At 71.2% G+C, this 26,805-nt stretch carries 24 protein-coding genes; 7 read left to right on the top strand and 17 right to left on the bottom strand.

Annotated elements, in window-relative coordinates; translation table 11 throughout:
* Positions 1-328 precede the first annotated feature (328 nt).
* The 13 genes from HUO13_RS15040 to HUO13_RS15100 all read right to left on the bottom strand — a co-directional run bounded on the left by HUO13_RS15040 (position 329) and on the right by HUO13_RS15100 (position 14,411).
* Positions 329-1,933, bottom strand: coding sequence for an alpha-amylase family glycosyl hydrolase (locus tag HUO13_RS15040; protein WP_249124834.1), 1,605 nt, complete (start codon positions 1,931-1,933; stop codon positions 329-331).
* Positions 1,934-1,948: 15 nt separating this feature from the next.
* Positions 1,949-2,584, bottom strand: a complete 636-nt coding sequence (locus HUO13_RS15045) for an HAD family hydrolase (protein ID WP_211901962.1) — start codon at positions 2,582-2,584, stop codon at positions 1,949-1,951.
* Position 2,585: 1 nt separating this feature from the next.
* Positions 2,586-3,179 (bottom strand): sugar O-acetyltransferase, encoded by a 594-nt coding sequence (locus tag HUO13_RS15050; RefSeq protein WP_249124837.1) that lies wholly within the window; start codon positions 3,177-3,179, stop codon positions 2,586-2,588.
* Positions 3,173-4,039, bottom strand: coding sequence for an endonuclease/exonuclease/phosphatase family protein (locus HUO13_RS15055; RefSeq protein WP_211901963.1), 867 nt, complete (start codon positions 4,037-4,039; stop codon positions 3,173-3,175). Before HUO13_RS15055 ends, HUO13_RS15050 begins: the two co-directional genes overlap by 7 nt.
* Positions 4,036-5,043, bottom strand: a complete 1,008-nt coding sequence (locus tag HUO13_RS15060) for a methyltransferase (protein ID WP_211901964.1) — start codon at positions 5,041-5,043, stop codon at positions 4,036-4,038. Before HUO13_RS15060 ends, HUO13_RS15055 begins: the two co-directional genes overlap by 4 nt.
* Complete coding sequence (locus tag HUO13_RS15065) at positions 4,958-6,223, bottom strand: MFS transporter (RefSeq protein ID WP_211901965.1); 1,266 nt, start codon at positions 6,221-6,223, stop codon at positions 4,958-4,960. Before HUO13_RS15065 ends, HUO13_RS15060 begins: the two co-directional genes overlap by 86 nt.
* Positions 6,210-6,815: a DUF1349 domain-containing protein gene (locus tag HUO13_RS15070; RefSeq protein WP_211901966.1), complete on the bottom strand. Its 606-nt coding sequence runs from the start codon at positions 6,813-6,815 to the stop codon at positions 6,210-6,212. The genes HUO13_RS15065 and HUO13_RS15070 overlap by 14 nt, the downstream gene beginning before the upstream one ends.
* Complete coding sequence (locus tag HUO13_RS15075; protein WP_211901967.1) at positions 6,812-7,633, bottom strand: SDR family oxidoreductase; 822 nt, start codon at positions 7,631-7,633, stop codon at positions 6,812-6,814. Before HUO13_RS15075 ends, HUO13_RS15070 begins: the two co-directional genes overlap by 4 nt.
* Positions 7,634-7,637: 4 nt before the next feature.
* Positions 7,638-8,990: a glycosyltransferase gene (locus tag HUO13_RS15080; protein ID WP_211901968.1), complete on the bottom strand. Its 1,353-nt coding sequence runs from the start codon at positions 8,988-8,990 to the stop codon at positions 7,638-7,640.
* The gene (locus HUO13_RS15085; protein ID WP_211901969.1) at positions 8,971-10,722 is read right to left on the bottom strand and encodes a 1-deoxy-D-xylulose-5-phosphate synthase N-terminal domain-containing protein; all 1,752 of its coding nucleotides are present in this window, start codon (positions 10,720-10,722) and stop codon (positions 8,971-8,973) included. Before HUO13_RS15085 ends, HUO13_RS15080 begins: the two co-directional genes overlap by 20 nt.
* Positions 10,719-12,038 carry an aspartate aminotransferase family protein gene (locus tag HUO13_RS15090; protein WP_211901970.1) on the bottom strand — a complete coding sequence of 440 codons (1,320 nt, stop codon included), beginning with the start codon at positions 12,036-12,038 and terminating at the stop codon, positions 10,719-10,721. The genes HUO13_RS15085 and HUO13_RS15090 overlap by 4 nt, the downstream gene beginning before the upstream one ends.
* A gap of 98 nt (positions 12,039-12,136) precedes the next feature.
* Positions 12,137-13,183 (bottom strand): phosphotransferase, encoded by a 1,047-nt coding sequence (locus HUO13_RS15095; protein ID WP_211901971.1) that lies wholly within the window; start codon positions 13,181-13,183, stop codon positions 12,137-12,139.
* Between the two features lie 436 nt (positions 13,184-13,619).
* Positions 13,620-14,411, bottom strand: coding sequence for an IclR family transcriptional regulator (locus tag HUO13_RS15100; protein WP_211901972.1), 792 nt, complete (start codon positions 14,409-14,411; stop codon positions 13,620-13,622).
* A gap of 151 nt (positions 14,412-14,562) precedes the next feature.
* Between HUO13_RS15100 and HUO13_RS15105 the strand changes: the two genes are divergently transcribed.
* From HUO13_RS15105 to HUO13_RS15130, 6 genes are all read left to right on the top strand, one after another.
* A complete protein-coding gene (locus HUO13_RS15105) occupies positions 14,563-16,038 on the top strand; it encodes a mannitol dehydrogenase family protein (RefSeq protein WP_211901973.1) in 1,476 nt (491 codons plus the stop codon).
* A gap of 34 nt (positions 16,039-16,072) precedes the next feature.
* Positions 16,073-17,077, top strand: coding sequence for an L-idonate 5-dehydrogenase (locus tag HUO13_RS15110; protein WP_211901974.1), 1,005 nt, complete (start codon positions 16,073-16,075; stop codon positions 17,075-17,077).
* Positions 17,078-17,125: 48 nt separating this feature from the next.
* The gene (locus HUO13_RS15115) at positions 17,126-18,526 is read left to right on the top strand and encodes an MFS transporter (protein WP_211901975.1); all 1,401 of its coding nucleotides are present in this window, start codon (positions 17,126-17,128) and stop codon (positions 18,524-18,526) included.
* A gap of 94 nt (positions 18,527-18,620) precedes the next feature.
* Entirely contained in the window at positions 18,621-19,865 is a 1,245-nt protein-coding gene (manD, locus tag HUO13_RS15120) for a D-mannonate dehydratase ManD (protein ID WP_211901976.1), read from the top strand.
* A gap of 20 nt (positions 19,866-19,885) precedes the next feature.
* Positions 19,886-20,533 carry a bifunctional 4-hydroxy-2-oxoglutarate aldolase/2-dehydro-3-deoxy-phosphogluconate aldolase gene (locus HUO13_RS15125; RefSeq protein ID WP_211901977.1) on the top strand — a complete coding sequence of 216 codons (648 nt, stop codon included), beginning with the start codon at positions 19,886-19,888 and terminating at the stop codon, positions 20,531-20,533.
* Entirely contained in the window at positions 20,530-21,501 is a 972-nt protein-coding gene (locus HUO13_RS15130) for a sugar kinase (RefSeq protein ID WP_211901978.1), read from the top strand. The genes HUO13_RS15125 and HUO13_RS15130 overlap by 4 nt, the downstream gene beginning before the upstream one ends.
* A 277-nt stretch (positions 21,502-21,778) precedes the next feature.
* On the opposite strand, the gene HUO13_RS15135 is transcribed toward HUO13_RS15130, so the two are convergent.
* Genes HUO13_RS15135 through HUO13_RS15150 form a run of 4 tightly spaced genes read right to left on the bottom strand, consistent with a single transcriptional unit; the run spans position 21,779 to position 25,869 of the window.
* Positions 21,779-23,083, bottom strand: coding sequence for an MFS transporter (locus HUO13_RS15135; protein ID WP_211901979.1), 1,305 nt, complete (start codon positions 23,081-23,083; stop codon positions 21,779-21,781).
* Between the two features lie 5 nt (positions 23,084-23,088).
* On the bottom strand, positions 23,089-24,237 hold the full coding sequence (gene dgoD / locus HUO13_RS15140) for a galactonate dehydratase (RefSeq protein ID WP_211901980.1): 1,149 nt from the start codon (positions 24,235-24,237) through the stop codon (positions 23,089-23,091).
* Between the two features lie 40 nt (positions 24,238-24,277).
* The gene (locus tag HUO13_RS15145; protein ID WP_211901981.1) at positions 24,278-24,892 is read right to left on the bottom strand and encodes a 2-dehydro-3-deoxy-6-phosphogalactonate aldolase; all 615 of its coding nucleotides are present in this window, start codon (positions 24,890-24,892) and stop codon (positions 24,278-24,280) included.
* On the bottom strand, positions 24,883-25,869 hold the full coding sequence (locus tag HUO13_RS15150; protein WP_211901982.1) for a 2-dehydro-3-deoxygalactonokinase: 987 nt from the start codon (positions 25,867-25,869) through the stop codon (positions 24,883-24,885). Before HUO13_RS15150 ends, HUO13_RS15145 begins: the two co-directional genes overlap by 10 nt.
* A 65-nt stretch (positions 25,870-25,934) precedes the next feature.
* On the opposite strand from HUO13_RS15150, the gene HUO13_RS15155 reads away from it, so the two are divergent.
* Positions 25,935-26,705, top strand: a complete 771-nt coding sequence (locus HUO13_RS15155) for an IclR family transcriptional regulator (protein ID WP_211901983.1) — start codon at positions 25,935-25,937, stop codon at positions 26,703-26,705.
* Positions 26,706-26,805 lie beyond the last annotated feature (100 nt).

The following is a 26,805-nucleotide window of genomic DNA, read 5'->3' on the forward strand; positions in this document are numbered from 1 at the left end:
CGACGCTGGCAGTCGCGTCCCGCGGTTGTCAACGCGATGGGCGCGATGCTGGGGAATCACCGGGTGCCATCGGGAGCGCCGGCGAGTGGAGACGGGAGATCGCCGGCGAACCGGGCACCCGGAAACGAGGTGCGTGCGGGTGGTGGACCTCAGCGGCCCCCGCACGATGTTCGTGTTCGTCGCCCTGATGGCGTTGTGTCGTCCACAGCGGACTCGTCCAGACCAAGGAGTTGACGGGGGAGCAGCCGCCGCTGACCTTGCTTCGCAAGCGGCGAGCCCGCCCGGAGCCCCATCACTCCGAACGGGCACCGCGCTCCCGGCGCTCGGGCTACCGGGACAGGTCGTGGATTCCGTATCCGAAGCCGTCCGCGCTGACCCCGCCTGCCGACAGGTGGATGCCGGAGCCCTCCAGCAACCGCGCCGACGACGTGTCCAGGTGCGGTGCCGGATGTGTGGCAGGCTCCTCCCGGGGGTTGACGACCACCAGGTATCGGCCGCCTCTGAGGTACACCAGCGGATAACCGGAGTGCAGCACCTCCACGGACCCGTGGGAGCCGAGTTCCGGAGTCGAGCGCCGGAGTCCGATCAGCCTGCGCACCAGCGCCAGCAGCGAGTTCTCGTCGGCGCGCTGCTCGGAGACCGCCGGGCGGCGCGGGTCGGGGTCGACCGGCAGGATGAGCCGATCGGCGGGTGCGGTGGAGAAGCCCGCGTTCGGTCCGGCGTCCCACTGCATCGGGGTGCGCGATCCGGCCCGGTTGTAGCCGGGTACGAGCACACTGCCTTCCACGTCGCCGAGACCGGGCACGTAGCGCATCCCGATCTCGTCGCCGTAGTAGACGACCGGCAGGGTGGGCCAGGTCAACTGGAAGGTGAACGCCGCGGCGAGCTGGTCCGCGGTCCGCGTCCCGCAGGCCAGGCGGGCGAAGTCGTGGTTGGCGGTGGGCAGCCCGATCACGCCGAGCCCGTCGGTGGCCTCGGCGGCGGCCTGCCACGCGGAGCGGAACGGCTCGAAGGAACCACCGCCCTCCGGCGCGAAGTAGCAGTCCACCGGGTCCCAGCCGTCCCAGTCGACGCCCTGCCGGTTGTGCCACAGCGACCTCAGCGGACCGCCGAGGGTGACCCCGCCGAACTGGTCGAGCAGGTCGACGTCGAAGCCCGCGGGGATCGCGACCGCGGGATCTCCCCACTCCGACAGCAGCACGGCACCGGGATGCCGGCGTCGCAGCCTGCCGCTGACGTCGCGCCACAGCTCGGCCGTCGCGCCGTGGCCCGGGTCGTCCTTGACCAGCGAATGCGCCATGTCCACCCGGAAGCCGGCGACACCCAGCCGCAGCCAGCGGTCCATGATCGAGACCAGCGCAGCACGGTTTTCCACCGGCCCGTCGGCATCGGTCGGCTGCCGCCACGGCTCGCGGGGGTCCGGGCGCGCGTAGCCGAAGTTCAGTGCGGGCTGGAACGGGAAGAAGTTCGGCAGGTAGCCCCCGGGGCGCGTGCCGGGTGAGGGCGTGAAGCCCTCGGGCAGCCCGGCCCCGTTCTCCGCGGCCCAGATGTAGCGGTGGTCGGCGGGATCGTCGGCGGCGGCGCGGAACCAGGCGTGGGTGTCGGAGGTGTGGCCGGCGACGAGGTCGAGCAGCACCCGGATGCCGAGCCGTCCGGCGGCTTCGACCAGAGCCGTGAGGTCGTCGTCGGTCCCGTGCCGCGGCGCGGTGCGCAGGTGGTCCCGCACGTCGTAGCCGCCGTCCCGGAACGGCGAGGCGAAGCACGGCGTGAGCCACACCGCGTCCACCCCGAGCCAGGCCAGGTGCTCCAGGCGTGCGGTGATCCCGGCGAGGTCGCCGATCCCGTCGCCGTCGGAGTCGGCGAAGCTCGGCGTGTAGACCTGGTAGAGCACCGAATCGGTGAGCCAGCGGGCGGCCGCGTTCTTCAAGGCCATCGACGGCCCCTTTCGTCAGGCGGGCAGGCCGAGCAGCGCGCCGACCCCGTCGATGCGGTCGAGCACGTGGTCGGCGGCCGAGTAGTCCAGGCCGCGGGTCAGCTCGGTGGGCACGGCCGCGACGGCGATTCCGGCCGCGCGGGCGGCGAGGACACCGGTCACCGAGTCCTCGACGGCCAGGCAGCGGCCCGGATCGGCCCCGCTCCTGCGCACGGCCTCCAGGTACAGGTCGGGAGCGGGCTTGCGGTTGGCCACCTCGTCGCCGGAGACCGTGGCGCGGAAGAACCGCGCCAGGTCGTAGTGCACGAGCCAGCGCCGCACCCACTCCCGGTCCGATGCCGAGACCAGTGCCATCGCGACCCCGGCCGACTCCAGCGCCGCCAGCAGCTCCAGCACCGCGGGCAGCAGGACCACGACGCCGGGGTTCATGTGCTCCGCCCACAGCTCCCGCAACCGGGCGAAGCGGTCGTCGACCGCTCCGGGCAGCTCGGCGAGCAGCTCCGCGTAGCCGTCCGGACGGCCGCAGACCTCCTCGGCCCACCGCTGGGCGGGCAGCTCGCCGCCGTGCTCGGCGAACAGCGCCGAGCACGCCAGGAAGTCGCCCCGCACCGAGTCGATCAGGGTGCCGTCCAGGTCGAACAGCACGGTCACGTCACTTCTCGGCGGCGCCACGGTCCTCCTTCCGGATCGGGCGCAGCACCCGCGCGGGGTTGCCCGCCGCGAGGACCCCGGCGGGCACGTCGCGCGTGACGACCGAGCCCGCGCCGATCACCGCTTCGTCGCCGATGGTCACGCCGGGCAGCACGATCGCGCCGCCGCCGAACCACACCGAGTCGCCGACGGTGATCGGGCGGGCGATCTCCCACATGTCGCGGCGCAACGCCGGGTCGAAGGGGTGGTCGGAGGTGTAGAACTGGCAGCGCGGACCGATGAAGGCGTCGTCGCCGATCCGGATCGGCGCGCTGTCGAGCATGATGACGTCGAAGTTCACCAGCGCCCGGTCGCCGAGCTCGATGTTGAGCCCGAAGTCGCACTGGAACCTCGGGAACACCCAGGGGCGCACCCCGCACGTGCCGAACAGGTCCTTCAGCACCGGGGCGCGGGTGTCGTGGTCGTCGGTGCGCGTCGCGTTCGCCTCGTCCAGCAGCTCGATGCAGCGCTGCCGGTAGGGTTCCAGCTCCTCGGCGTCGGCGCGGTAGAACTCGCCGGGCGGGAGCAGTGAGGCCAGGTGCTCTCGGGTCAGCAAGGTGTTCCTTCCCGTGTCTGCGGGGGCGAGGGGGAGAGGGTCACCGACACCGGCCGATGGTCGGAGGCCGGCGTCGCGGTGTCGTCGAGCAGCGGGTGCCGGACGGTCTCGTAGCCCGTCAGCGTGGGGATCAGCCGCGGCGACAGCAGCAACAGGTCGATGCGCCGGGCCGCCGCGTCCGAGCCGGTGTGGCCGACGGTGGGCGAGCGGTCACCGCGGTGCGCCCCGGCGTCCACCAGCAACGGCTCGTCGGAGCCGAGCATGCGCCGCACGGGTTCCCGGTCGCAGGTCGTCTCGCCGGGCATCCGGTGGTGGTCGCGCTTGTGCGGCGGTGTGCGAAACCAGTCGGGTTCCGGGTCGCCCGGTGGCACGGTGTTGGCGTCCATACCGATCACCAGCGGTATCTCCGCTCGCGGGTCGGTGAGCGCGCGCAGGTGGTCGGACTCGATGCGGCGGTGCGTGGGGCTGAAGGGGTCGAGGTGCGCGACGACGAACCGCACTGGACCGTCCCAGCCCGGCAGCCGCAGCACGGCTTGTCCGTAGCCGTGCCAGAGGGCCTGCCCGAACGGGAGCGGATCGGTGCGCACCGGTTCCACTCCGGGACGCCAGAAGATCGCCATGTCGCAGTCGGTCTTGGCGGGGAACAGCGCTCCCCGCATGCCGAAGGCGTCCTCGGCGTCGTGGAAGGCCGCGCTGCCGGCGTCGCTCCAGTGCCAGCCTTCGGTGGTCATCAGCACGGTGGGGCGCAGCGCGCGCACCAGCTCGCACTGCGCCCGCCAGCGTCGTTCGTCGCCGCGCCGGCGTTCCAGGGCTGCCTCGTAGAGGTTCCAGAACACCACGCGGGACGAGTGCTCGCTCACTTGAAGCCCACGACCATCGACTCGGGGCCGTCCAGGTGCTCGACGTAGGTGCCCCGGAAACCGGTGCGCCGCAGCCACTCCTGGCAGTCCGCACCCGTGTAGTCGTAGCCGCCGGGCACCTCCATGTGCATGATCAGGCTCAGGATCAGACCGACGGCGTTCTCGCTGCGCCCGTCGTCGATCAACGTCTCGTAGACGATGACCGCGCCGCCCTCGGGCAGCGCGGCGTGCGCCGAGCTCAGCAGCTCCAGCTTCCGCCGCTCGTCCCAGTTGTGCAGGATGTGGCCGAGCACGAGGACGTCCGCCGAGGGCATCGGGTCGGCGAAGAAGTCCCCGCCCGCAAAGCTCACCCGGTCGCCGACACCGAGCCTGCCGGTGTACTCCAGGAAGCCGTGCTCGGCGACCGGGAGGTCGAATCCGATCGCGTGCAGGTGCGGGTGCCTGCGCAGCAGGTGGCCTGGCAGCGCGCCCTCCGCGCACCCGATGTCGGCCACCGTCTTGTAGTCCTGCCACGGGAACTTTTCGGCCATCGCCAGTGCCGAACCGATGCTCAGCACCGTCATGTCCCGCTGGAACGCGCGCACCGACTCCGGGGAGGCGTAGGTGGTGTCGTAGAACTCGGTGCCGGTGTTGACGTCGAGGCTCGACACGCCGGTGCGCAGCACCCCGGTCAGGTCGTCGGCGAGCCCGGCGCACTGCTGGAGGACGCTGTCGCCGAGGTAGGTGGCGGGCCGGTCGGAGCGGAGGTACTCGGCGGATTCGGCCGTGTTCGCGTAACCGGTGCCGTCGCGGCGCAGCAGTCCGAGCGCGACGAGCGCGTCGAAGAAGTCGCGCGATGTGCGTGGATGCACACCGGCGCGCTCCCGCAGCGCCTCCTCCGGCAGCGAGCCACCGGCGAGGGCGGTGAACACGCCCGTCTCAAGCGCGCTCACCAGCAGCTTGGTCTTCCACTGCGCCCACATCAGGTCGGTCACCGGCTGCGGGGAGGGGCGTGGTGCGTTCATGCGGTTTTCCGTTCCAGTGCTTGGGGTTCGGGTCGGTCTTGGTGCGGGTGCAGCGCAACGGCAGCAGGATCGCGATGCCGCACAGCACTGCCAGCCCGGTCAGTGCCGCCGGGATGGTCGCCGGTGCCGAGCCGCTCGCCGCGGCGACCGCGGCGGGCAGGGCGGCGCTGCCTGCCAGGTTGGCGACGAGCAGGAGCGAGGCGACCCGCTGCCCGTCGCCGAGCGCGGTGAACGCCCACGCAAGCACGGCGGGGAACACCACCGAGAAACCGAGCCCGGCCAGGGCGTAGCCGACCGGTGCCCAGGTGGGTAGCACGGTGGAGATCAGCGCGGCGGTCCCGGACAGGACACCGGTCAGGACCAGCCGGTGGCTGCTCCAGCCCCGGGCCACCGCGGGCACGACCAGCCGGCCGGCGGTGAGCCCGGCCCAGAACAGCCCGACCAGGGCCGTGGCGTCGGCTGCCGGGTATCCCACCGCGGCCAGGTGCGTCGAGGCCGAGGCCGCGATGGCGCTTTCCAAACCCGCGTACAGCAGGGAGATCCCCGCGAACATCGCCAGCAGGGCCACCGGCGAGCTGCGTGGCGCCAGCGTCTCCGCCGCGGGCTGGGGCAGTGCGATGCGCCGCACGGGCAGGCACAGCGCCGCCAGCCCCCCGGCGGCCGCGAGCACCGCCGACACCCCGCCGAGCGCGCCCATGAACAGCGGACCGGCCACCGCACCCGCGCCGAAGCTTGCGTGCAGCAGGTTCAGCATCAGCACCTGGCGGTGGCCGAACGACTCACCGACGAAGGAGTTGAGCTGCAGGACCAGTCCTCCGTAGCCGAAGCCCGCGCCGGTGGCCAGCGCCAACATCAACGGCCAGCCGACGCCGGGCCCGGCCACCGCTCCGGCGAAGGCCATTCCCGCGCAGCAGAAGGCGAAAACGACCACCAGCGCGGTGAGCACGGCCGGCAGGGCACGCCGCGTCCACGAGCCGCCGAGGGCGACCAACGCGGCGAAGGCACCCGCGTTGTAGAGCACGACGAGTTCGGCACCGCCGGTCGGGCTGAGGCCGTAGTCCTCGCGCAGCAGCGGCAGGGCGGCGCCGACCGCCCCGGTGACGACGCCGAGGGGCAGCGACAGCACCATTGCCGCGACGGTCTGCGCCCGCTTCGGGGCGGGCAGGTCAACGGGAGTCACGCAATGCCTTCGTTCCGAGGGACAGCGGGGAGAAGATGGCGGTGCACGACGGGGAGAACGGCGCCTGGGCGAACAGCCCCAGCTCCGGCTCCGCGTCGTCGAACCCGGTGAAGGTGCGCGCGAAGCGCCACCCGAGACCGTCGGCCACGCGGACGAACGCCGCGTACCGGGTGCCCTGCCGGGTCAGCAGCAGCTCGGCATCGGGGCCGGGCAGTGCCGGGCCCATCGCCTCGTCGGAGTGCGGCCGCGACAGCACGGTCACCACCGCCCAGCCGCCGCCGCGGGTGCGCTCCAGGCAGAGCTTGAACCACCCGTCGGCGGCGTGCAGGCTCAGCCCGCCGGCGTCGGCGAACTTCTCGCCGCTGACCGACACCCGCGACCACGCGGTGAAGTCGCCCCGGATCGTGCGCCGCAGCATCGGCGCGCCGGAACCCTCGTAGCTGCCCGGCATGGAGAACAGGTCCGCCCCGGCCGGGGCGGTGACCCGCATCGCGCCGTCGGAGCTGGTGAACGCCTCCGGGTCGCCCACCTGCCGCCAGTCGCTGCCGAAACCGACCGGGGTGCCGACCGGTGCCGATGTCGCCTCGCTCACGGGTTCGTCATCCCGCCGTTCACGCCCAGCGCCTGGCCGGTCACCGCGCGCGCCGAGGCCAGGTAGGCCACGGCCTCGGCGATGTCCTCGCCGGTCTGGAACTCCTTCTGCGGGATCATCGACCGCATCCGCTCCCAGCACTCCTCCGCTGTCTCGCCGGGGCGGGTGAACTCCGAGATCAGGTACTCCCACATGTTCGACCGCACGATGCCGGGGCAGACCGCGTTCGCCCGCACCCCGTGCTTGGCCTCCTCCAGCGCGAGCGCCGCGGTGAACCCGACGACGCCGAACTTGCCCGCGCAGTAGTGCGCGACCTTGCCGAATCCGGTGCGCCCGGACACCGAGGAGAAGTTCACGATCGACCCGGAGCTCTCCCTCAGCAGCGGTAGCGCGTGCTTGCACGACAGGAAGACGCCGTCGAGGTTGCCGGACACGACGTAGCGGAACTCGTCCAGCTCCATCTCGTCCACAGTGCACACGTGGGTCACGCCGAAGGCGTTGACCACGGTGTCCAGCCTGCCGGGGTCGGCGGCGATGCCGTCGTAGAGCCGCTTGACCGCCGCCTCGTCGGTCGCGTCGACCTGCGCGGCCCGCACCCGCAGGCCCTCGGCGGTGAGCCGGGCGGCCAGTGCCTGCGCCTCGGCGAAGCCGGTCACCTCGGCCGAGCGGTAGTGGTTGTAGCGGGACGGCAGCCGGTCGGTGTCGGCGACGACGACCTGCGCGCCGCGCCGGGCGAACTCCTCCACCACCGACGCGCCGATCCCCCGCGCTCCACCGATCACCAGGCACACGTCGTCGTGGTAGTCGTGCTGTGCCATGTGCTCACTTCCCGTGTTCGTCGGTTCGGCTGAGCCGGTAGCTCAGCGGCGGCAGCACCAGTCCGTCGAGCAGCCGCGGCAGCGCCCTGTAGTCGGCGAGGTTGCGCTTCGAGCTGCCCGCGATCTCGCGCAGGGCGGGCAGTTCCCGCCCGGTCTCGGCCTCGGCCTTGGCCACCCGGTCGAGCAGCGCGTCGGAGTCGCCGCCGAAGTACTCCGCGAACACGGCGGCCGACTCCTCCAGCGCCACGCCGAGGTCGGCACCGGTGCGGGGAGCGACCCGCAGCGCCCGGGTGATCCGGTCGTCGGCGGGGATCTGGGGCGTGGTGTGGCGGCCCGTCATCGCCTGCCAGAAGGTGCGGTCGGCGTAGGGCTCGATGCGCAACAGCCCCGCGGGTTCGAAGTCGCGCTCCACCAGTGTGGCTACGGCCGCGTCCCCGTCGATGCGTCCGAGCGGCCCGACCTCGCTCATCACGAACTCCGACTCGGTGTCCAAGGTGGACGGCAGGAGGTTGCGCTCCGGCAGGAGCTCCACCGCGGGACCGACGTCGGCGGCCAGCACCGCGACGCCGTGCGCGAGGGCTTCCAGCACCACCCTGCCCAGCGTCTCCCGGGATGCCGTGCTGGGAAACATCAGCACGTCGACCTGCGTGAAGAACGACGAGAGCTCGTCGGGTCGCAGCATGCCGGCCATCCGCACCGCCGAGGAGTCCACACCGGACCGCGCGAGCCGGTCCAGGACCGCCGCGTCCTCCCACTGCGGGGCGTTCGGCTTGCCCGCGACCACGAGGTTCGCCGCGCCGCCGGTTTCGCGGTGCACCCGGGAGAACACGTCGAGCACCTGGTCGAAGTTCTTCGCCAGGGACAACGCGCCCAGGTATCCGATCCGCAGTGGCCCCGAGGAGGTGCCGCGCGCGGGCAGCCGCGGCAGCCGGTCCAGCACCGGGTAGGCGACGGCCGAGCCGCCGACGTCGGTCGACGGGAACCAGCGCCGGTACATCAGCCGGGTGTACTCGGTCGGGAAGAGCGCGATGTCGCCCGGACGAACCAGGGGTGCGCACAGCTCCTCCTGGAGCCAGTACCCCGACCACAGCGCGGTGTGCACCTCTCGCACGATGCGGAAGTCCACGCCGTTGCGCTCGCGCCACCGGTGGTAGAGGTACGCGTAGGGACCCGAGCCCGCGTAGACCACGTCACCGTCGCGGAGTCCCCTGACCTGCTCGGCACCGCGGGTCAGGTCGTGCAGGAAGACGTTCTGGCGCCGGGTGAGCAGGTGCGCGATCTGGCGGTGCATGAGGATCGCGCCGTCGAGGATGCCCGAGACGTCCAGCGACCGGTAGTCATGCGCGTGCACCCGCACCCGCGATCACCTCCGAGGAGTCGCTGAGCAGCTTCCGGAGCTGCTGAGGGCTCATGCCGTGGCGCACGAGCTGGCGGTCGTGGACCACGTTCGCGATGTCCTCGCGTACGCCGTGCACCCGCAGGGGCAGGAGGTACTTGGCGCGCAGGCGCTCGCCGAACCCGCCCTGGACGCCGTTGTACTCGACCGAGATGACCTCGGCGAAGTCCGACAGCCCGCGCACCAGCTCCGGGTCGAGCTCGGGGTCCAGCGCCGCGCAGTGCAGGTGCGCCAGCCCGCCGTCCTGGTTGGCCTCGGCCACCAGCAGCCCGGCGTAGCCGAAGGTGATCACCGCTCGCCGGGTCTCCGGTGCGGGTGGCGTGACCCAGGTGGCGCCGTCGATGTCGGCGGAGCAGCCCCACGCAGGCGGGTCGAACTTGGCGTCCACCATCGCCAGCACGTGCGCGGTGCCGGGGTGGGCCTGCTGGCGTTCCAGACACGCGTTCAGCTCCAGCGCGCTGATCGGCTCGTACACCCGCGTGTTGAGCATCAGACCCAGCAGGTTGAACGCGTTGTGCGCCCCGCCCCAGGCGCCCCAGCTGCGGCCCGCCAGCAGGATCAGGTTGGAGACGCTGGTGGTGGCCTCGGTGACCATGTTCAGCGAGTCCATGTAGTACATGGCGTCGGTGGCGACCACCTTCACGGTGTCTTCCGGCAGCCCGAGGGTCATCCCGACGCCGATGGTCTCGGCCAGCCCGACGTTGGTGTACCGCGGCCCGTCCGGCAGCCCGAACCGGGCCGCCATGTCGGCGGTGAACACCGCCGCGGAGCGCCGGCGGGACCGCAGGTGCTCGGCCAGCGTGCGGCCGGTGGTGGTGGCGAACGAGACCTTCGCCGGTTTCGCGACGGCGCCTGTCGGCTTGGGCTTGAAGCTGTGCGCCCCCTTCTCGGTGCGGCACACCAGCGCCGCCGGTCCCGGGGCCTCGATCAGCTTGCCGAGTGCGGAGTGGATGCCTTCCGCGGTGCCTTCGACCTCTTCCAGCCGCGGCAGGTAGGCCGCCAGGTAGTCGCGGTTGAGCGGTTTGCTCAGCGGCTCGATGCCCTTGTCGTTGGCGTCGACCACCAGCACGAGGTTGGTCAGCCCCGCGTCGTGTGCGAAGCGCAGCGCCTCGAAGGCCGAACCCTCGTGCAGCTCACCGTCGCCGGCCAGGCACACCACCTTGCGCTGCGAGCCGCTGCGGGTCAGCTCCCACGCGGTGCTCACCGCCTGCGCCACGCCCACGCCCAGGCTGTAGCGCATGGTGTTGGTGAACCCCAGGTCGCTGTGCACGACTCCGGTCAGCCCGTGGTGCAGCGCGGTCAGTGGCAGGAAGGGGATCTCGCCGCGCACGTAGCGCTCGGCGTAGAAGCTCGGAGCGATGTGGCCGCGGCCGACGACCAGCACCGGTGCCTGCTCGTCCTGGCCGGTGAGACCGAGCTCGAAGCACGCCCGCACGATGCCCAGCGAGGACAGGCAGCTCTGGTGGTTGCCGGAACCGGTGATCTCGTGCATCCGCAGCAGCACGTCGGCGCTGTCGGTGTAGACCCGCTCCGGCACCGCCCGCGCCACGGCGCGCATCTCGGTCATCAGGTCGGCGGGCTCGATCCCGCGAAGCGCCTCCAGCTCCCGTTCGACCACCGCGCGCTCATCGTCCCGCAGGGTGGGCAGCACACTCATCACCCGGTCCTCGCACCGGAACAGCAGCTCGCTCATGCGGCACCACCGCACACCTCGTCGAGGGCCTCGCCCAGGATCGACAGGATCTCGTCGATGTCGGCGTCCTCGGCCACGTACGGCGGCGCGAGCACGATCCAGTCGTCCTGGCCGCGCACGATCAGCCCCCGCCGCAGGCAGGCGGCGGCGACCTTGGAACCCGCCTCCGGGTCCGGGCCGCTGTGCGGGCGCACCGTGACGCCGAACAGCAGTCCGGCGGCGCGCAGCTCGCCCCGGCCGGCCAGCAGGGCGCGCAGACCGCTCGCGGTCCGCTCCGACAGCCGGGCGACCGAGTCCAGCGCGTTGCTGCTCTCGAAAAGCTCGACCGCGGCCAGCCCGGCCGCCGAGGCCACCGGGTTGGCGGCGTAGGTGTGCGAGGGCGCGAACGAGACCGGTCCGCCCGGCTCGCCGAGCGTGCCTGCGATGTGCTCGCCGATCAGCACCGCGGCCAGCGGGGCGTAACCACCGGAGATGCCCTTGCCCGCGCAGATCAGGTCGGGGGTGACGCCGAAGGTCTGCGCGGCGAACGGTGCCCCGGTGCGGCCGAACCCGGTGACGATCTCGTCGAAGATCAGCGTCACGTCGTGCCGGTCGCAGACCTCGCGCACCTTCGGCAGGTAGTCGGCGGGCGGCACCGCCATCCCGCGCAGGTGGATGACCGGCTCCAGCACCAGGGCGGCCACCGAGTCGGGACCTTCGGCCTCGATGGTGCGCTCGATCATCGCGGCGGCCAGCGCGCCGGAATCCTCGTGCGGCACGCCGAAGAAGGACTCCAGGCAGTCGGGCGGCCACACGTGCACGACTCCCGGCAGTCCTGGGCCGAACCGGGTCACGTCGGGGCGGCCGGTCACCGACAGCGAGCCGAAGGTGGCGCCGTGGTAGCCGTGGTAGTGGCTGAGCACCTTCAGCTTGCCCTGGTTGCCTCGCGAGGCGTGGTGCAGCCGGGCCAGCCGGATCGCGGCCTCGACCGCCTCCGAGCCGCCGTTGACCAGCTTGGCCGCGGTGATGCCCTCCGGCGCGAGGTCCACCAGCCGCCGGCTGAGCTCGATCGCGGACTTGTTGGTGCCGTGCAGCGGCGGGTTGAACGCCATCGTCTGCACCTGCTTGGTGACGGCGGTGACGATCGGCTCGCAGTCGTATCCGAAGCACGTCACGAATACGCCGGAAAGCCCGTCGAGGTAGCGCTTGCCGGTGGCGTCGACCAGCCGAACGCCGGATGCGGACTCGAACAGGATCGACTGCTCTGAATAGGGGACCTCGAAGCAGTAGGAGGACAGGTCGGCCGGCCAGGGGGCCACGACTTGCTGCGAACTCATGCTCACCTTTTCCAGTGCGTCGTGGAAACGGCACGGCGCTGTGCCGTCCCTCGGTTTCAACTCGATCGGAAACGGGGGACGTCCCCGGAGGGATTTGTTCAGAGGTTTTGCAGGATCTTGTGCACTCTTGCTCTCCTGGCCGGGGAGAGCAGGTGGAAGTACTGCTGCCAGACCGGGCTGAGGATGTCCCGTTGGAGGATGTCCTTGGCGATGTCGACGAGCACGGGCAGCGAGAACACCAGCAACGCCGGCATCAGCCTGCGGAGGTCTCGGGCTTCGAGCAGTTCCTCGTCCACGCATCGACGGGCGAACTCGCGCAGGGACTCCGGTCCGGCGGGGTCCTCCGGCGCAGGCGCGCTCAGGCACAGCTCGGCGGTCCAGGCCAGGTCCAGCAGCCGGTCTCCGGCGCGCAGGTTGTCGAAGTCGAGGATCGCCTCGACCTGCCCGGAACGCAGCAGGAAGTGGTGGCGGTGCAGGTCGGCGTGCACCGCGGAGTCCGCGCGGGGCGCGGGTGCCTCGGCCAGCAGCGGTTCGGTGTCGAGCACCTCCCGCAGAGCCGAGCCCGCCAGTGCGGCCCAGTCGTCGTCGCGGGCCTCGGCTAGCTTGAGCAGGTCCTCGACCTCACCGAGGGCCAGTGCCCAGTCCGGCTGGTCCACGAGGGGATTCACCGGCATGCGGGCCAGGTCCTCGACCGTCGCGCGGGAGACCTCGTCCAGGGCGTGGCGCAACCGCAGTGCGGTGCGCACGACCTCGGCGACCTGTTCGGCCGTTGCCCCGTGCGGGGCCGCGTCGCTGTAGCGGGGGAGCAGCTCGCACACCACACCGTCGCGGAGCGCGATGGGCGCACCGCTCGCCGTGGGGATCGCGCGTGCCGCGGGAACGCCGCGCGACACGCAGTGCTCGACCACGCCCTGCTTCAGCGGGTAGAAGTCCGCATCGCGCACGGCATCCGGGTTGAGCTGCGCCTTGAACACCCAGGACCGATCGCCGGAGGCGCACGCCCACAGTCCTGCCGTGTGCGTCAGCGGGGGTTCGCCGAGGCCGCCGGAGAGCGGCCGCACCACCGGACGGGACCGCGGCCGCCATTCCTGCTCCAGCACCTCGCGGACCCAGAGAGCGCTCCCAGGCACCGGTGAGCAGGACATACCGCGGCTCCTTCTGGTTGACACGGCGGCAAGGTGATTCGCGGGATCAATGCCCCGGCATCTGCGAACTTACTTGCCGTCCGCCGCGGAGTCTCTGTGGAAATTCATAGAATCAGCTGTGCTAACACGCGCTCGGGTCGTCTCGTGATTGATCCGTTCGGTGCAGCGGCTGCCTGCCTTTCGGCATTCAGTCGATTCTTGCGGGTGACGGAAGAAACACGTTCAAGTAGGCGATCCCCGTGTTTCCTGTGGCCTGGATGACAATTTACCGGTTTTCGCGGACCGGCGCGTGCTCATATGTGCAGATTGCTGTCGGCAAATCCGGTCAGGATGTTCATGCGCCAGGAACGGAGGCGCCTCGCGGTGGGTGATGGCGAGGGTGCCGTGGCCGGTGAGCAGGGGAGGCTCGCCCGGTCGACCAGAGCACTCAGCCTGGTCATCCCGCTGTCGGCGTGAGGGTGTACTCCTCCGGGGCGAGGTCGGCGGCGAGTTCGCGGAGCAGGGCGCCGATCTCGGCGAGGCGGTCGGTGGTCATTCGCTCGGCGGGGCCGGTGACGCTGATCGCGACGTCTCGCGAGGTCGTGGACGTGAGGGCGATGCCGACGCAGGCGATCCCGGTTTCGTTCTCCTGGTTCTCGATCGCCCATCCGTGCGTGCGCGCGGAGTCCACCGCGGCGCGGAACTTCTCGCCGAGCGTGGGGTGCGCGTGGTCGGGGTCGGCTTCCTCGACGTAGCTGGTCAGGAGCGAGTCGCTGGGGGGAGCGGCGGCGATGAGCGCGCGTCCGAGTGCCGTGCTCGCGATGTGCGCGCGTCGACCGACGCGCGACCACACTCGGACGGAGCGCTCCGGCTCGATCTTGTCGAGGTAGACGACGCGGCGTCCGTCGAGCACTCCGAGGTGGACGAGTTCCTCCGTGCGGCGCGACAGCTCGAGCAGCAGCGGCCGGAACAGCAGCGGCAGGTTGTCGTCGGCACCGAAGGTCCGCACCATCCGCCTGAGCGCCTCGCCGAGGATGTAGTTGCGGTCGTCGCCGTCGCGCGCCACGTAGTCGCGGTGCGCGAGGCCACGGAGCAGCCGGTGGACCGAGCCCTTGTTGATCCCTGTTTTCGCCGCGATCTCGCTGAGCGCGAGTCCCTCGGGGCCTGCTGTCGCGACCGTCTCGAGCACGACGAGTGCGCGGTCGAGGCTCGTGACGGGTGGCGTCTCCGACGTGGGTTCGGTCTCCATGGCTCCATTGTCTTCCCGGTCGATGTTGCATCGCGCCTCCACGTCAGTCTAGCTTGTGGTCCGACATACAAAACGAGCGGTTCGCCATGTGAAACGCAACGCGCGGCAGTGCTGGACCACCGCCCGTGCGTCGTGGAAGGACAAGGACGTCATGACACAGCCACTGGGCCGGAAGAGCGTGCTCGCTGGATCGCGCATCGGAGCGTCCGCGCCGGACCGGACGGGAATCGTTCACCTCGGCCTTGGCAACTTCCACCGCGCGCACGGCGCGGTCTACACCGCGCAGGCGATGGCCGCCGCCGGTGGCGACTGGGGCATCCGCGGCTTCGCGCACTCGTCGGACCGGGTCGTGGCTCCGATGCGAGCCCAGGACAACATCTACTCGATCCTCCAGCTCACCGAACACGGCGCCGAGGCGGGCGTGGTCGACGTCCACCGCGACACCGGCGTAGCCGCCCAGGACCCCGCCGCGGTCGTGGACGCGATCGCGGACCCGGCGCACCGCATCGTCTCGCTCACCGTCTCCGAGGTCGGCTACACGCGCGACCCCGCGAACGGCAGGCTGGCGCTCGACACCCCTGCCGTCGCCGCGGACCTCGCGACGGGTTCGACGCCGCGCACCGCCGTGGGCATGATCGCCCGCGGTCTCGAGAAGCGCGCCGCCTCGGGTGAGCCGTTCGCGGTCCTGTCCTGCGACAACCTCCAGTCAGCCGGCGACGTCACGCGCGCCGTGGTGGAGGAGTTCCTGCAGGCGGCAGGCGTGAGCGACGACGTGTTGTCCTTCGTGTCCTCGTCGGTGTCGTTCCCGAACGGGATGGTCGACCGCATCGTGCCGAAGACGACCGACGAGCACTCACGTCTCGTCGCGGATCTGCTCGGCGTCCACGACCTGTGTCCCGTCCCCGCCGAGGACTTCACCATGTGGGTTCTCGAGGACGACTTCGCTGGCGGCCGTCCCGCCTGGGATCTGGCCGGTGCGACGTTCTCGAACGAGATCGAGGCGTACGAGATGGTCAAGCTGCGCCTGCTCAACGGATCGCACTCGCTCATCGCCTACCTCGGAATCCTCTCCGGCGCGCCGACGATCGATGTCGCGTGGGGACAGGACTTCGTGCGCGAGGCGGTCCTGAACGGGATCAACGACGACTACCTTCCGTCGTTCACCCCGCCCACCGGGTTCGACGCCGACGCGTACGTGTCCGAACTGGACGCCCGGTGGCGCAACCCGCTCATCGGGCACGCGACCACCCAGGTGGGCACGGACGGATCGCTCAAGCTCCTCCAGCGCATCCCCAACGCGGCGCTGTTCCACCTCCGGCGCGGCGACATGCCGCACCACCTCGCGCTGTGCATCGCCGCGTGGATCGCGTGCGCCGCCCCGCCGGCGGGCTTCACCCCGGAGCCGCTCGCCGAGCGCATCGTGGAGCCCGCCCGCGACCGGCTCGCCGCCGCCGTCGACGGCGCTGTGACCGTTGCCGACCACGTGCGCCGGATCATGAACGGCGGTTTCTTCCCGGACGCCCTCGCCGAGCAGGACGCCTTCACCGTCCGGGTCGCCGAGCTGCTCACCCTCATCTCCCGCGACGGTGTGCGCGCCGCGGCCGCCGACGTCGCCGCTTCCCGCTGAGCCTGCCCTGCCGACCTCCTGGAGCTGATCACCGATGAAGGGCCTGTTCATCCACGGCGCCGAGGACATGCGCCTCGAGGACGTCGCCGTCCCCGAACCCGCCGACGGCGAGGTGCTGCTGCGCGTGCGGTACGTCGGCATCTGCGGTTCGGACCTGCACTACTACTTCCACGGCAAGAACGGGGAGAACCTCGTCCGCGAGCCCTTCGCGCCCGGTCACGAGTTCTCCGCGACAGTCGAGTCCGATCCGAGTGGTGAGTGGGCGAAGGGCACGCCGGTGACCGTGCACCCCGCGCGGTACGGCACCCCGGTGGAGGGCATCGCGGACCGGCCACACCTGTGGCCCGGTGGCGACTACCTCGGCAGCGCCGCGGACTTCCCGCACCGCCAGGGCGCCGCCGCCGAGTACGTGCTCGTCGAAAAGCCCATGCTCCGCAGGCTGCCCGAAGGTCTGTCACTGCGGGACGCCGCGCTCGCCGAGCCTCTCGGCGTCGCACTGCACGCGCTCACGATCGCCGGCGGCCACCTCGGTGATCGCGCGCTCGTGCTCGGCGCCGGCCCCGTCGGCCTGCTGATCGTCGCGGCGCTGGCCGCTCGCGGCGTCGAGCACGTGGCCGTCGGGGACATCCAGGAATCCGCCCTCGAACGAGCCCGCGCGCTCGGCGCCCACGAGACGTTGCTCATCGGACACGATGACGTCCCGACGACCTGCTACCCCGTCGTGTTCGAGTGCTCGGGTGCGCCCGTGTCGCTCACACAAGCGGTGGCGTCGGCGGCCCGAGCAGGTGTCGTCGTCCAGGTCGGCATGCTCGCCGACACCGCGATCGGCGTGAACCTCGCACCGCTGGTGTCGAAGGAAGTGCAGCTGCGCGGCACGTTCCGCTTCTCGACGGAGATCGACGAGGCCGTCGACATGCTCGCGGCCCACCCCGCGATCGCCCAGGTCGTCACGCACGTGCTCCCCGCGACCGAAGCGGTGGAGGCGTTCGCGACGGCGAAGGACTCCGCTGCTTCCGGCAAGGTCCTCATCGAGTTCTGACCTCCCCCGTCCACCTTCCCCGTCCCGCCCGAAACTGAAGGAACAACGATGTCCACTTCAGCACCGCCGCCCGACACGGGCACCATGAAGGACAGTCCGGCCGAGCGCAGCACCGGCGATCTCGCACGTGCCGCGATGTCCGGCTGGCTCGGCACCGCGCTCGAGTTCATGGACTTCCAGCTGTACTCGCTCGCGGCCGGGCTGGTCTTCGGCCAGCTGTTCTTCGCAGGCGAGAGCCCTGCGCTCGCGGTCGTGTCCGCGATGGCGACCTACGCGGTCGGCTACATCGCCCGCCCCGTGGGTGCGTGGTACTTCGGACGGCTCGGCGACCGGGTGGGCCGCACCAAGGTCCTGTTCATCACGATCGCCCTCATGGGCGGTGCGACGACGCTCATCGGCGCACTGCCGACAGTCCACGACATCGGCATCCTCGCGCCCGTCCTTCTCGTGGTGCTGCGCCTCGTGCAGGGCTTCGGCGCCGGTGCGGAGATCTCCGGCGCGGGCGTCATGCTCGCCGAGTACGCGCCGACCAGGCGTCGCGGCATCATCGCCTCGCTCGTCGCGCTCGGCACGAACTGCGGCACCCTCGGTGCGTCGGCGATCTGGGGCATCCTCGTCGCCGTCCTCTCCGAGGAGCAGCTCCTCGCCTGGGGCTGGCGCATCCCGTTCCTCGGCAGCGCCGTGATCCTGCTGTTCGCCGTGTGGATCCGGTTCCGGCTCAAGGAGAGCCCGGTGTTCGAGGAGAGCTCCCACGTCAACGAGGGCGTGGCGCTCACGACGGACGAGGTCCGGGCGAAGGCCGAACAGGAGAACGACACCCCGATGCTCGAGGCACTCGAGCAGAAGAAGTGGCGCGCGCTCGTACCCGCGTTCCTGCTGCGGTTCGGACAGGCGGGCAACTCGGGAATCCTGCAGACCTACATGGTCTCGTTCATCACCGTCACGCTGGCGATGTCGGCCTCGGTGGGCACGAGCGTCGTGATCGTCTCCTCGCTGTGCGCGTTCCTGACGGTGCCGGTCGTCGGCGCGCTCGGCGACAAGTTCGGCCGTCGCCGGATGTACCAGGTGATGAGCGTGATCTCGCTGATCCTCATCGTGCCGACGATGATGGCGGTCGCGGGAGCGCACGTCCCGCAGTTGTTCGTCGGCTACATCGTCATGCACAACGTGTCGGTCATGGCGCTGGCCTCGCTGGAGAACCTCACGCTGCCGGAGATCTTCGGCTCCCGGCACCGCTACGCCGCGACCGGTGTCGTCAGGGAGATCGCCGCGATGATCGCCACCGGCATCGGCCCCGTCGTCGTGGCGGCCTGGGTTGCGGCGACGACGGGATCGTGGATCCCGATCGCGATCATGCTCGGCGTCTTCACGGTCTGTCCGCTCATCGCGACGTTGCTCATGCCCGAGGTCGCGGGACGCGACCTGAGGGATCCGCGCAACGCGGTCTGAGCACCCGCCTCGGGTCCGGCGGCGAGCCGCACCCGAGGCGGACCCCATCCACTATGGACATCAACCACCGCGGCCCTGGAAGGAAGCGAGCACCGTGAGCATCTCGACCGTCGAGGTCATCGTCACGAGCCCCGGACGCAACTTCGTCACCCTCAAGATCGTCACGTCCGACGGGGTCGTGGGGTGGGGCGACGCGACGCTCAACGGGCGGGAGCTTTCCGTCGCGGCCTACCTGCGGGACCACCTCGCGAGCACGCTCGTCGGCCGGGACGAGGACCGCATCGAGGACACGTGGCAGTACCTGTACCGCGGCGCGTACTGGCGACGCGGGCCCGTGACGATGGCGTCGATCGCCGCCGTCGACATGGCGCTGTGGGACATCAAGGCGAAGAAGGCGGGCGTTGCGCTGTACCAGCTGCTCGGCGGAGCGAGCCGCGACAAGCTCCGCGTGTACGCCCACGCCTCCGGCAACGACTACGAGGCCCTGGCCGAGGCGATCCGCGGGTATGTGGACGAGGGCTACACCGCGGTGCGCATCCAGACGGGCGTTCCCGGTCTCGATCGGGTGTACGGCGTCTCGGACACGGCGAAGCCAGGGCAGCGGTACGACTACGAGCCCGCGCATCGGGCGGCCGGCGGCGGTGCCGCGACGCGTCCCGAGGAGGAGGACTGGGACACGCCCGCGTATCTGCGGCACGTTCCGTCGATCTTCGCGAAGGTGCGCGAGGAGTTCGGACCGGAGCTGCGGCTGCTCCACGATGGACACCACCGCATGTCGCCCATCGAGGCGGCCCGGCTGGCGAAGTCGCTCGAACCGTACGACTTGTTCTGGCTCGAGGACGTCACACCCGGCGAGGACCAGGAGGCGTTCCGGCTCGTCCGGCAGCACAGCACGACCCCGCTGGCCACCGGTGAGGTCTTCAACTCGGTGTACGACTACCAGACGCTCATCACCGAGCGGCTCATCGACTACGTGCGGTCGGCGCCCACGCACACCGGCGGTGTCACGGGGATGAAGAAGCTCCTCGACTTCGCCGGGATCTACGGAATCCGCTCCGGCATCCACGGTCCGACCGACGTCTCGCCGATCGGCATGGCGGCCGCACTCCACATCGGCCTGGCGATCCACAACTTCGGCATCCAGGAGTACATGCCGCACAGCGAGCTGACGCTGGAGACGTTCCGCACGTCGTTCACGTTCGACCGCGGCTTCCTGCATCCCGGCGACAACCCCGGTCTCGGCGTGGAACTCGACGAGGAGCTCGCCGCGCGCCATCCCTACGTCGCCGCCTACCTGCCGGTGAACCGCCTGCTCGACGGCACCGTGCACGACTGGTGAGCCGAGAGAGGACAGACGTCATGAGCCAGCGTCAGACCCTGCCGCGCAGGACGGCCGCCTCGCGGCTCGTCGTGGTGATCCGCGGCGAGCGCGCCGAGGACTACGCGCCGGTCATCGACACGATGGTCGAGGCGGGGGTGCGGAGTTTCGAGCTCACGCTCACGACTCCCGGGACGTTCGCCGCGCTGCCCGGGCTCGTCGAACGCTACGCGGAGACGGCCGACATCGGTGTCGGCACCGTGACGCGGCCCGGCGACGTGGACGCCGCCGCCGATGGGGGAGCGCACTACCTCGTCACACCGGTCTCCGATCTCGCCGTCGTCGACCGGGCCCTGGAGCGCGACATCGCGATCGTCCCGGGTGGGCTGACTCCCACGGAGCTGTTCTCCACCTGGGACCGTGGCGTCTCCGCGGTGAAGGTGTTCCCCGCGGGCCAGGTGGGTCCCGGATACCTGAAGGATCTGCGTGGTCCGTTCCCGGATCTGTCCGCCATCCCGTCTGGTGGGGTGGATCTCGAGTCGGCGCGGGCGTGGCTGGCGGCCGGTGCGGCGGCGGTGAGCGTCGGTGGTCCGCTGCTCGGGGACGCGCTGAAGGGCGGCGAACTCGGTGCGCTCGCGGAACGGGCGCGGCGGTTCGTCGAGGTGTGTGCGGGGAGTGGAACCGAATGACGACGTCTCGGGTTCTGACGCTGGGCGAGACGATGGGCCTGCTCACCGGCGGGCGCATCGGCTCGCTCGCGCACGTGTCCGAAGCGCATGTGGGGATCGGTGGCGCGGAGACGAACGTCGCCGTCAGCCTGAGCAGGCTCGGAGTTGCGGTCACGTGGATCGGCCGGGTCGGAGACGACTCGCTGGGTAGGCGGGTCGTGCGGGAGGTCCGCGGCGAGGGAGTCGACGTGCGGGCGCAGGTCGACCCCGAGGCGCCGACCGGCCTCATGCTCAAGGAGCTCACGGGGCCGGGGACGTCGCGGGTGTACTACTACCGTGCGGGTTCCGCCGGTTCGCGGCTGGCAGCCACCGACGTGCCCGCGGGTCTCGTCGAGAGCGTCGGGCTCGTGCACCTCACCGGTATCACTCCGTTGCTGTCGGACTCCGCGCGCGAGGCGTGTCTTTCCGTCGTGCGGCGGGCGCGGGCCGCCGGGGTCCGCGTGAGCGTCGACGTGAACTACCGGTCGACGCTCGCTCCTGCCGACGTCGCCGCGAAGGTGCTGGGCGAGCTCGTCAGGGAGGCCGACCTCGTGTTCGGCTCCCCGGACGAGCTGGCGTACGTGGTTCCCGGTGGCGTGGCGGATGATCCTTCGGCGATCGACGAGCTGGCCCGCGCCCTCGACCCCACGGGCGCGCGCGAGATCGTCGTCAAGCGGGGCGCCGACGGTGCGTCGGCCTACGCCGAGGGCACCGTGGCCCACGCTCCCGGCCATCCCGTCGATGTCGTCGACACGGTGGGTGCGGGGGATGCGTTCGTGGCCGGCTACCTCAGTGGCGACGTGCAAGGCTGGAGCGTCGAGGAGAAACTCGCCCGGGCGAACGCCTGTGGCGCCGTGATGTGCACGACCCCCGGCGACTGGGAGGCCGCCCCGACCCCCGCCGAGATCGAGGCATTCCTGGGCGCCGACGGCGACCCGGTCCAGCGCTGAGCCCGTCCGCGGTGGGTGACTGGCCACGATCGGCGGCAACATCATCATGCAGGCGCGTCCGCTGCACGTACTTCCGTGATGCGTCGGCGGCGTGCAACAAGCCGGGGTCGGGGTGCTGTGTTGGGTGGGTCCGACCGCACACACGCGTTCCTTGGCGGCTCAGACCATTGTGTAGCTGCGTACCCGTCGGATGTGGCGGTGGCTTTCGCTGCTTCGGAGGCGACCCGTGCGCGATTGCGGTTCCGGGGCCCCGGGTGGCGGGGCCCCGGATTCCCGGTCAGCGCTCGGAGACCCGTTCCACCCGGCCGACCAGCAGGACGTAGGACAGGATTCCGAGCAGGGTCACCACGGTCATGTAGCCGAAGGCCGGGGTGAAGCTGTCCTCGGTGACCAGGAAGCCGATCACGATCGGCGTCGCGATCGACGACAGGTTGCCGATGAAGTTGAACGTCCCGCCGGTGAGCCCGAGCAGCCGTTCCGGCGCCAGTGCCGAGACCAGCGACCAGGTGATCGAGGCGAGTCCGTTGCCGAAGAACGCCACCGACAGGAACGCGATCACCATTGCGGTGGAGTCGGTGAAGCTCGCGCCCACCATCAGGGTGCTCAGCAGCAGCCCGATGATGATCGGTGCCTTGCGCGCCATTCCGAGCGAGGTGCCACGGCGCAGCAGGAAGTCCGAGACCAGGCCGGATGCCAGCACGCCGACCAGCGCTGCGACGAACGGCAGCGCGGCCAGGAACCCGGACTTGATGTAGTCCATGCCGCGGTAGTCCACCAGGTAGGTCGGGAACCAGGTGAGGAAGAACCACAGCGTCGAGGTCAGGCAGAACTGGCCGAGGTAGATGCCCCACAGCTTGCGCCGCCCGAGCACCGTGGCCAGGTCGCCGCGGGTGATCCGGGCCCGCTTCGGCTGCTCGTCGACCAGGTCGACCAGGCCGCCGCCGGAGCGGATCAGCTCGACCTCGGCGGCGTTGGCCCGCGACTCGCGCGGTTCCCGGTAGCCGAGGTACCAGACCACGCCCCAGACGATGCCGACCAGGCCGGTGAGGATGAAGACCCAGTGCCACGACACCGCCGCCTGCAGCCAGGACAGCACCGGGGTCAGCAGCGCCAGGCCGATGAACTGCCCGGAGGTGTAGAAGCCGATGGCGGTGGCGCGTTCCCGCTCGGGGAACCACACCGTGGCGACCCTGCTGTTGATGGGGTACGCGGGCGCCTCGCACGCGCCGACCATCAGCCGCAGCACGATCAGCGCGACGAACCCGCCGACCATGCCCATGAACAGCGTCGCCAGCGACCACAGCACCAGGCACAGCGGGTAGAGCACGCGCGGCCGGATCCGGTCCACCAGCCATCCGCCGGGGATCTGCATCGCCGCGTAGGTCCAGCCGAACGCCGAGAGCAGCAATCCCTGCTGGGCCTTGGAAAGCTCCAGCTCCTCGGCGATGGCCGGAAGCGCGATCGAGAGGTTCGAGCGGTCGAGGTAGTTGATCACGACGGTGCCGAACAGCAGCACCGCGATGACCACGCGGGCGCGGGAGGCGGTGGCTCGTGCTGCCGTGGTGGTGGCGGTGTCGACCATCGCGTTCACCACTCCGCCACGGAACCGTCGGCGTGCCGCCAGACCGGGTTGCGCCAGCGGTGTCCTTCGGCGGCGCGCTCGGCGACGTACTCCTCGTTGATCTCGATGCCCAGTCCCGGCCCGGTCGGGATCGCCACCTGCCCGGCGTCGTAGGTGAACACCGCCGGGTCGACGAGGTAGTCGAGCAGGTCGTTCGAGGTGTTGTAGTGGATGCCCAGGCTCTGCTCCTGGATCGTGGCGTTGTGGCAGCCCGCGTCGATCTGCAGGCAGGCGGCCAGTGCGATCGGCCCGAGCGGGCAGTGCAGCGCCAGCGCCACGTCGTAGGCCTCGGCCATGTGCGCGATCTTGCGGGCCTCGGTGATCCCGCCGCAGTGCGACGGGTCGGGCTGGACGATGTCCACCGCACCCGAAGCCAGCACCGACTTGAAGTCCCACCGCGAGTACAGCCGCTCGCCCAGCGCGATCGGGATCGGCGAGTTCCGCAGCACGTCGGCGAAGCCGTCCAGGTGCTCGGAGAGCACCGGCTCCTCGACGAACATCAGCCGGTAGGGCTCCAGCTCGCGCAGCAGCACCTTGGCCATCGGCCGGTGCACGCGGCCGTGGAAGTCCACGCCGATGCCGATGTCGGGCCCGACGGCCTCGCGCACCGCGGCGACGTTGGCCACGCACTGGTCGACCTTGGCCCAGGTGTCGAGGTACTGCAGCTCCTCGGTGCCGTTCATCTTGACCGCGGTGAAGCCCCGGTCGACCACGGCGCGGGCGGCCTGCGCGGTCTCGGCCGGGCGGTCGCCGCCGATCCACGAGTAGACCTTGATCCGGTCGCGCACCCGTCCGCCGAGCAGGTCGTGCACCGGCACCCCGAGTGCCTTGCCCCGGATGTCCCACAGCGCCTGGTCGATCCCGGCGAGCGCGCTCATGTGGATGCCGCCGCCGCGGTAGAAACCGCCGCGGTAGAGCACCGTCCACAGGTCCTCGATCCGCGACGGGTCCTGGCCGACGAGGTAGTCGGAGAGCTCGTCGACGGTGGCGGCCACCGCGTCGGCGCGCCCCTCCAGGACGGGCTCACCCCACCCGACGACGCCTTCGTCGGTCTCGATCTTCAGGAACAGCCAGCGCGGCGGCACCTGATATGTCGTCATTGACGTGATCTTCATTGGTGCGTTTCCTTCTCCTGGTGCTGTCGGTGCCACCGGCTCAGCCGGTGGCACCGGCCCAGGCGCGCCGCATCGCGACGGCCCGGGCGCCGACCTGTTCGGGGGTGTCCCCGGGCCGGTAGAGCGCGGAGCCGAGCCCGGCGCCGCCCGCTCCGGCCGCCGCCCACGCGGCGAGGTTGGTCTCGTCGACCCCGCCGACCGGCAGCAGTTCGACGTCCGGCGGCAGGACCGCCCGCCAGGCCTTCATCCCGGCGATCCCCACCGCGTCGGCGGGGAACAACTTCAGGTGCCGCGCCCCGGCCGCGACGGCGGCGAACGCCTCGGTCGGCGTCGCCACCCCGGGGTAGGGCCGCATGCCGGCCTCCACCGCCGCGGCGATGACCGCGGGATCGGTGTTGGGCGCGACGACGATCCGCGCGCCGGCGGCGCGGGCGCGCGGCACGTCCGCGGCGTCGACCACGGTGCCGACACCCACCGCGCAGCGCTCGCCCAGGGACGCGGCCAGCCGCTCGACCGAGGCGAACGGGTCCGGTGAGTTCAGCGGGACCTCGATGGCGTCGATGCCAGCCTCGGCGAGCGCCTCGCCGACGGCGAGCACCTCGTCCGGCGTGACGCCGCGCAGGATCGCGACCAATCCGGTGCCGTTCACTGCCATTGCTGCTCCTGTGCTTCGGGGTGGTGGAGTCCGGTCGAGCGCGCGATCCGCCAGAGCCCGCGCGCCGCGACGTCCTCGGTCAGCACGGTCGGCGCGACGCCGTGCGCCGCCAGCGCCCGCTCGTAGCGGCGGCACAGGTCCTCGGTGCCGCACAACAGCACCCGGCCCCGGCCGGTGGTCGGCAGCAGGTGCGCGACCTCGTCGGCGATGAGCACGCCGGAGACGTAGTCGGCCACCGATGCCGGGTTCAGGAGGCCGTCGAGCACGAGCGGGCGGGCGCCGAAGAGCTCGGCCGCCAGGCCGCGCGAGCGCCCGGCGGTCAGGCCGCGGGTGAAGGCCTCGTCGTCGCGGCGCGGTTCGGCGGCCGTGCGGGCGAGGATCCCGTCGCTGGTCAGCAGGCCGAACAGCTCGCCGGACATCGCCGTGGCGAACGTGATCACCTTGCCGTTGTCGACCCGGACCCACTTGCCGTGCGTGCCGGGCAGGACCAGGGTGACCGCGCCGGTGGGATCGCCCAGCGCTTCGAGCGCACCGATGATCTGGGTTTCCTCGCCGCGGATCACGTCGCCGGGCACGCCGTCGGCGGACGGGACCCGCAGGCCGGGCACGAGGTGCGCGACGCCTCGGCGGTGCCGCACCCGGACGAGCGTGTCGGCGCCGAAACGCAGGTCGGCGGGGACGGTGCGGTAGCCGGCCTCGGCCCAGCCCTGTGCGCTGCCGACCATGCCGCAGGCGATCACCGGCAGGTGCGGGTGCGCGGTGACCCAGTCGCCGCAGGCCGACCAGAACGCCGCCTCGTAGGCGAGTTCGCGCGCGCGGCCGTCGCGGACGTCGATGCCCGCGGTGGTGGCGAGCAGGCCCTGGTCCGGACGGCGCACGTCGATGATCCCGCCGGCGCGGTCGAGCAGCCACGCGCGCTGTGCGGAAGTTCCCCAGTCGAGCGCGATCAGGCTCGGGGTGCGGCGGGCGTCGGTCATGGGCGGAACTGTGCGAGATGCTTCCCGATAATGCGAACACGGTCCCTATATGTAGGATTCGCGGCATGGTCACCGACGACTCCGCCGCTCCTCCGGGCACCCAGACGCTGGCCAGAGGCCTCGCGGTGGTGCGCGCCGTCGCCGACGGCGCCGCCGATCTGCGCGCCCTCGTCGAGCGGACCGGCCTGGGCCGCAGCACGGCGCACCGGCTGGTGCAGCTGCTGGTGCGCGAGGGGTACCTGCGGTCCGGGCGGGACGGCTACGTGCTCGGCCCGACGCTCATCGAACTCGGTTTCCAGGCGCTGCACGGGAATCCGCTGCCGGTGGTGGCCCGACCCGTCCTCGAAGAGCTCTCGGAGCAGTTGCAGGACACCGTCCACCTCGCGGTGCGCGACGGCTCATCGGTGCTCTACCTCGACAAGCTGCCTGGTTCCCGCGGTGCGGAGATGCGCTCCCGGATCGGGCACCGGATGCCGCTCACCCGCACCGGCGTCGGCATGGCCCTGCTGTTGGACTCGCCGCAGGAGTGGGAGCAGCTCTATCAGGCCGAGACCGCGGTGGAGCCCGACCTCGCCCCCGACGACGACCTCGAGGCGTTCACCGCCCGGATGCGCGAGTACGTGAAGTCGCAGGTGGCGATGGACGTCGAGGACAACGAGCCGGGCATCCGCTGCGTGGCCGCCCCGATCCGCGACGCCGCCGGAGCCCTGGTGGGCGCGATCAGCGTGTCGGCCACCCGCCCGTACATGCCCGCGGCCCGGATGCGCGGCCTGGTCAAAGTGGTCAGCCGCAGCGCCCAGCGGATCTCCGCAGCCCTGGGTCACCGAACTCTCTGAGCGCGAGGCGAGGTGGACGTCGCTCGGCCTCACGTCGGTGCCGGACATGCAGTGAAAAAAGTGATATCACTGTGCTATGTTCACGGCACGGGTTCAGCAA

Origin of the sequence: Saccharopolyspora erythraea (assembly GCF_018141105.1) — a bacterium.
Classification (GTDB): Bacteria; Actinomycetota; Actinomycetes; order Mycobacteriales; family Pseudonocardiaceae; genus Saccharopolyspora_D; species Saccharopolyspora_D erythraea_A.

Bases quoted from the DNA above. Each gene is read 5' to 3' on its own strand.
- HUO13_RS15125 (WP_211901977.1), top strand. From the start codon at position 19,886: ATGAGCCAGCGTCAGACCCTGCCGCGCAGGACGGCCGCCTCGCGGCTC.
- HUO13_RS15090 (WP_211901970.1), bottom strand. From the start codon at position 12,038: ATGAGTTCGCAGCAAGTCGTGGCCCCCTGGCCGGCCGACCTGTCCTCC.
- HUO13_RS15115 (WP_211901975.1), top strand. From the start codon at position 17,126: ATGTCCACTTCAGCACCGCCGCCCGACACGGGCACCATGAAGGACAGT.
- dgoD (WP_211901980.1), bottom strand. From the start codon at position 24,237: ATGAAGATCACGTCAATGACGACATATCAGGTGCCGCCGCGCTGGCTG.
- HUO13_RS15135 (WP_211901979.1), bottom strand. From the start codon at position 23,083: ATGGTCGACACCGCCACCACCACGGCAGCACGAGCCACCGCCTCCCGC.
- HUO13_RS15040 (WP_249124834.1), bottom strand. From the start codon at position 1,933: ATGGCCTTGAAGAACGCGGCCGCCCGCTGGCTCACCGATTCGGTGCTC.
- HUO13_RS15095 (WP_211901971.1), bottom strand. From the start codon at position 13,183: ATGTCCTGCTCACCGGTGCCTGGGAGCGCTCTCTGGGTCCGCGAGGTG.
- HUO13_RS15075 (WP_211901967.1), bottom strand. From the start codon at position 7,633: ATGGCACAGCACGACTACCACGACGACGTGTGCCTGGTGATCGGTGGA.
- HUO13_RS15130 (WP_211901978.1), top strand. From the start codon at position 20,530: ATGACGACGTCTCGGGTTCTGACGCTGGGCGAGACGATGGGCCTGCTC.
- HUO13_RS15100 (WP_211901972.1), bottom strand. From the start codon at position 14,411: ATGGAGACCGAACCCACGTCGGAGACGCCACCCGTCACGAGCCTCGAC.
- HUO13_RS15110 (WP_211901974.1), top strand. From the start codon at position 16,073: ATGAAGGGCCTGTTCATCCACGGCGCCGAGGACATGCGCCTCGAGGAC.
- HUO13_RS15085 (WP_211901969.1), bottom strand. From the start codon at position 10,722: ATGAGCGAGCTGCTGTTCCGGTGCGAGGACCGGGTGATGAGTGTGCTG.
- HUO13_RS15155 (WP_211901983.1), top strand. From the start codon at position 25,935: ATGGTCACCGACGACTCCGCCGCTCCTCCGGGCACCCAGACGCTGGCC.
- HUO13_RS15060 (WP_211901964.1), bottom strand. From the start codon at position 5,043: ATGAACGCACCACGCCCCTCCCCGCAGCCGGTGACCGACCTGATGTGG.
- HUO13_RS15105 (WP_211901973.1), top strand. From the start codon at position 14,563: ATGACACAGCCACTGGGCCGGAAGAGCGTGCTCGCTGGATCGCGCATC.
- HUO13_RS15150 (WP_211901982.1), bottom strand. From the start codon at position 25,869: ATGACCGACGCCCGCCGCACCCCGAGCCTGATCGCGCTCGACTGGGGA.
- HUO13_RS15145 (WP_211901981.1), bottom strand. From the start codon at position 24,892: ATGGCAGTGAACGGCACCGGATTGGTCGCGATCCTGCGCGGCGTCACG.